Below are 4858 nucleotides of genomic sequence, written 5' to 3' on the forward strand. Positions count from 1 at the left end.
TAGTCATCCCGAACTTGTTTCGGGATCTCTGTTTGCATCTTCGAAGGATCCTCTCGGAGTACGGTGGGCCGTTGACGGTTGACCCGAAACTCTTCCTGCGTAACAGCCTCACTTCCGGTGATGTTCTTCGCCGCATCACTTCAGCTCTCGCCAGTCTGCTAATTTCGGAGGCCGGTGGACCGTTGACTGACAAAGACGTCTACTCTCGAATTTCCGAAGACCTTCCCGGAAGCTTATCACCAAGTTATGATAAAATCCGACTGGCCGTGTAACAAGTTGATTTTTGGTGGTGAGCTTTATGGATTATGGTTCTCTTATCAGGTTGATCGGCTTCGGATTGTCGTTACTCATGCTCTTCTTTTCTTTCAGATCGTACAGGCGAAAGCGGTTGATCGACGACATGCCAACTTCGAAGGCACACGGGGTCTTCATAGGTCTGGTGGAAGTGTCGGGAAAGGTGGAATGCCAAAACCCCGTTACGAGTTACCTTACTGAATCTCCATGCGTACAGTGCTCTTGGGAAATCTCTGAACACTGGAGCAAGACGACTACAGAAACCTATACCGATTCAAAGGGGAAGACCAGAACGAGAACGAAACGTGAGAGTGGTTGGAAGACAGTCGCATCTGGTGAGTCGATGTGTCCATTTAATCTCCGCGACGAGACAGGCACGATTCAAATTAGACCCGAGAAAGCGAAAATCGAAGGAGTTAGAGCGATGAATTTGAGATGCAGACCGTCCGATCCGCTGTACTATGGCAAGGGTCCTGCAGAATCGATAATTCACTCCGATCACTTAAGAATGTTCACTGAATCGATTATTCCCCTTGACGCAAGAGTTTATGTTATCGGCCAGTCCAGAGAAAGAGAGGATGTTGTTGCCCCTGAGATCGCTCATGATGAGAGTTCACCCCTGTTCTTGATTTCAACTCGTGAAGAAGACAGGATTAGCAAGTCTTACTCCCTAAATTACTGGCTGCTTTCTCTGGGCGGATTGGGAGTATTGTTGATCTCATTCTTCATAGCAAGCAGGATTGGCTTTTATAGATGGATACCTTCCGGAGTTTCAGATTACTTCATGCCGACCGGAATATATCTGGGCCTCTGGCTGATAGGATGGTTCTGGACCACTTTCAATAGTCTCAAATCGCTTAGAGAAAGAGTGAGACAGGGCTTTTCACAGATTGAGGTTCAGCTGAAGAGAAGGCACGATTTGATACCGCGCCTTTCTTCCGCCGTCTCGAGTTTGATGAAGCATGAGCAGAGTATCCAGACAAAGATAGCAGCTCTCAGAAGCGAGGCAGCTGTGAACGAAGAAGCGGCTGAAAGGCTCCTTCTTCTTATCGAAAACTATCCAGAGCTTAAATCAAGCGATGCCGTATCCAGACTTCAAAGAGAACTATCGGATACCGAAAATAGGCTCGAACTCGCCAGAGCCTATTACAATAACATCGCGACATTTTACAACACAAGGCTCGAGAGAATCCCCGACAATATAGTCGCTACTCTGGCTCGTTTGAAGAACTGTGAGTTACTTCTTCAATCAAAAAGCGACGGAGATTCCAAATAGGCCTCCATCGGGGCTGGATGTGCTTTCGATAAAAGGTATGTCCAGCTCGAAATAGAACTTTCCATTTGTCAAGAAGAGACCGGAAACGATACCAGCTTCGCTGGCCACGAAAAGCTGGATTTTAGCCCCAACCATCCAGTCTCGTATGTAAAACCCCGCCATCGGCGCTACCCTGAGGAATGGTATGAAGTAGTCGTCTCCGCTTATTCCACTTGGTTTTTTGCCGAAAAAGGCCCCTCCACTCACCAGAAGGGCTGCGTTTCTGAAGCCCGGTACTCCCAGCTTTGCCCCAGCTTCGACCGTGGCTGCCGGCGCGGAAATGAAGATGCTCGGAATTGCTACCCTAAGTGAACCTTCGAGATACTCCGTAAGGCCCATCCTGGCAAGATACTGGAAACTCCAGGGGGCGAGGATAGATTCTTCGAAACCTACAAGGAGATCCATTCCAACGGCCTGTTTCAACGTGCCGCTAGGTAAAATCTCCGGTCCCATCATTAAAGCCATCGGAACGCAACCGGAGAACAGAAACATAATTACCAGAGAAAAAATCATCCATTTCATAGTATTCACTCCTCTACTCCCCTAAGCGTTATGAAGGAAGATTTGAAAAGGTCGAATTGAGTGGGTGGTTCAGGAATCTCTGCCTTTTCCAATAGGAAGATAAAAAAGCTTAGCATCTTCCTGAGGTGAACAGGTGAGACTTTCTCATCTAGGAATCCTTTGCTCAGGTAGGCATCACGCAGGGCTTGGAGTATTTCTTCGACGCTGTACAGATCAAGAGCCGGTACCTCAAGCATTGAAGCCAGCTCATCTACTACGTCTATCATGGGATCCTCACTCTCATAAATCACTTCAAGAGATGATAAGAGCTCAGAATAGAAGCTCTCGGGATCGTCCCATTCCCGAGAATCATTGATTATCTTCATTGCCTCGTTCTTCTCTTCCGGGGAGAGCGAATCGAACATCATCTTGAAGATGTCTCTGTTCTCGAAGATATATGTGTACTTTCCCTTCGTCAAGCCAAAAGCGGCCAGGGTATCTAGATAGCCTGCTTCGATCTGTAGTATGGCTTTCTCCGAATCGAAATCCAGAGTACTGCCGTACATAACTCTCGGTCTTATATGGGTGAGCTTAGCCCCGGAAAGATACGCCTGGAACTTCCCTATTCTATCTCTAAGAGCAGTTCTACCGATATCGACCAGAATGATCTCTCTAAAACCTCTTTCCAAAGCCATCTCAACTGGCTGATTTGAGTAGATTCCTCCATCGACAAAGGCCTTTCCATCGATGACTACCGTTTTGAATCCGGGGAAATTCGCGCTTGCCATCAAGTAATCCACTAGAGATCCTTGAGGTATGTCTTCAATGAAGAGCATTTCGGGCCTGACATCGGTCAGATCAAAAGTCACAAGTCCGAAGTCTATCGAGGAGTTTCTCACGGCTTCTTCGGATATCACAGAGCTGAGCAGCTCCTTGAGCGGCGTCACATCTATGCCTTCATTGATGACGTCTACAGCTCCCTGATAAAGCTCACCGAGACTCCAGTCAGAACCTCCTCCATATGCCTCGATCAACTTTCGCTGCGCTTCCGTTGGCTTCATCACGCTCTCTTCAGAAATGTTTCTCCAGACATCCAATGCTTTATCGAAATCGCCTTGTGCAACTGCAGCGGCATTAAGAGAACCTACCGAAGTACCGTACACTCCACCCAAATCGACTCCGAGATCTATCAAAGCCTTCCAGGCACCGATCTCATAGCCGCCCTTCGCTCCACCGCCTGAAAGAACCAGGGCAACACTTCCCGACAACACAATCAAAGGAGCCAAAATAAAAAAAGCAACCGCGAGACGTCTCAATTTTCACACCTCTCTTCGGGAGTTTATAGAGGGATGATAGCATTATCTCAAAGCAAAACGGAAGAGAAAATCTAGATCTGACCTTTTCATTCAAGAAAAGAGATGATTAAAGGGATCGAAATTAGGGAGAAAAGAGTTGAGGAAGCTATCAATCTTGAAGAAAGCTCGAAGTCCGAATCAAAAAGCCGCGCAAAGATCGACGTATTAGCTGCAGCCGGCATTGCACTCATTATTATCAGCACTTTCTCGACCGTTTGCGGCAGTCTCAAGAAGGAAAGGAAAAGAAAGACTATCATCGGCGCAACGCAAAGTTTCAAAAGGCTGTAGATTATTATCGTTCGCCCTTTCAGAATCGCAGAAATCTTTGAACTTGCCAAAATGATACCGGCTACGATCATAGCCAATGGAATAGTACTCTCCCCAAGAAGCGCAAGAGCTTCGTCGAGAAAGACCGGAAGTTTAAGAGGTGTGAAGAAGAGAACAAGGCCAATGAAGACCGAGATCATTCCGGGATTCAGGAAGGCTTTTTTCCCTGACAGTTCCGTCTTGCCCGACATTATCCTGATCCCAACGGTCCAGGTTAATATGTTGAACCAGATATTAAACACTGCACTGTAAAAAACACCTTTCTTTCCGATCACCAACTCCACAACCGGATAGCCCATATAGGCGACGTTTCCGAAGAGCATAGCATAACGAAATACACTTCTAACATCACCGGTAAGCCTGAGAACTCTGGAAGAAGCAATTCCCAGGATCCAGAGAAACAAATAGAGCACACCACCGGCCATTAACAATATTACGGAGTTTGAAAGCATCTCGTAAGAAAAGTCGAAATTCATAGACTCTACTATCAAAGCGGGTAGGGTTATGTACAGGACAAATCTTGAGATCCCCTTTGTGAATAGATCGTCGGCCAAATTACTTTTCTTCATTATGAATCCAGTTCCTATCAATACAAAGAAAGTTAGGATTTTCGAGACGATTGCGCTCATCAAGAGGATTATAAACCAGCATAACAAAGGACAGAACAAAGAGAGGAGACTAGACGTACTTAGGGAGCTTGAATGACCAATACTGAAGAACCAGGTCATTACATTAATGACTCAAAATTGTGATAAACTAGTCTCGTTAAACATTATACTTTCCTTTTTGATATCCGGGCCATCCGGCTTTTATATCGGTCAAACAAGATATGTTATTAAAGGATGCCTGTCGGGCAGCCTAAATCCTTAATAAAAGGGGGTTTTTGAATGCGTAAAGCACTATTAGTTCTGCTGGTAGTTCTTGTAAGCGCGGCTTTCATGTTTGCCGCAGAATTTCACATCGGCGTTGTAACCGGAACGGTGTCACAGTCTGAAGATGATCTTCGAGGCGCCGAAGCGCTGATCAAGAAATACGGGGATGCTGCTTCCGGTGGGATGATCGTACA

The 4858-nt window shown here is 46.3% G+C and carries 5 protein-coding genes and 1 pseudogene; 3 read left to right on the top strand and 3 right to left on the bottom strand.

Translation table 11 applies throughout. The annotated features are described in order from the left end of the window. A pseudogene (locus BG32_RS12000) lies at positions 1 to 272 on the top strand (hypothetical protein); the annotation flags it as partial. Between the two features lie 26 nt (positions 273 to 298). Further along, positions 299 to 1570: a LemA family protein gene (locus tag BG32_RS12005; RefSeq protein WP_006486635.1), complete on the top strand. Its 1272-nt coding sequence runs from the start codon at positions 299 to 301 to the stop codon at positions 1568 to 1570. Here the strand turns inward: BG32_RS12005 and BG32_RS12010 are convergent. The 3 genes from BG32_RS12010 to BG32_RS12020 form a co-directional block, all read right to left on the bottom strand. Further along, positions 1544 to 2131, bottom strand: a complete 588-nt coding sequence (locus BG32_RS12010; protein WP_039882227.1) for a hypothetical protein — start codon at positions 2129 to 2131, stop codon at positions 1544 to 1546. The genes BG32_RS12005 and BG32_RS12010 overlap by 27 nt on opposite strands. A gap of 5 nt (positions 2132 to 2136) precedes the next feature. Next, positions 2137 to 3426: a patatin-like phospholipase family protein gene (locus tag BG32_RS12015; protein ID WP_006486639.1), complete on the bottom strand. Its 1290-nt coding sequence runs from the start codon at positions 3424 to 3426 to the stop codon at positions 2137 to 2139. An 86-nt stretch (positions 3427 to 3512) separates the two neighbouring features. After that, positions 3513 to 4421: an AEC family transporter gene (locus tag BG32_RS12020; protein WP_259459710.1), complete on the bottom strand. Its 909-nt coding sequence runs from the start codon at positions 4419 to 4421 to the stop codon at positions 3513 to 3515. A gap of 258 nt (positions 4422 to 4679) precedes the next feature. On the opposite strand from BG32_RS12020, the gene BG32_RS12025 reads away from it, so the two are divergent. Beyond that, positions 4680 to 4858: DUF3798 domain-containing protein (locus tag BG32_RS12025; RefSeq protein ID WP_121526901.1), on the top strand; the 179-nt coding region annotated here is incomplete at its 3' end.

This window comes from Mesotoga sp. HF07.pep.5.2.highcov, assembly GCF_003666285.1.
In the GTDB taxonomy this organism is placed as follows: domain Bacteria; phylum Thermotogota; class Thermotogae; order Petrotogales; family Kosmotogaceae; genus Mesotoga; species Mesotoga prima.

Excerpts from the sequence above, each read along its gene's own strand:
- BG32_RS12005 (WP_006486635.1), top strand. The coding sequence starts at position 299 with ATGGATTATGGTTCTCTTATCAGGTTGATCGGCTTCGGATTGTCGTTA.
- BG32_RS12010 (WP_039882227.1), bottom strand. The coding sequence starts at position 2,131 with ATGAAATGGATGATTTTTTCTCTGGTAATTATGTTTCTGTTCTCCGGT.
- BG32_RS12020 (WP_259459710.1), bottom strand. The coding sequence starts at position 4,421 with ATGAGCGCAATCGTCTCGAAAATCCTAACTTTCTTTGTATTGATAGGA.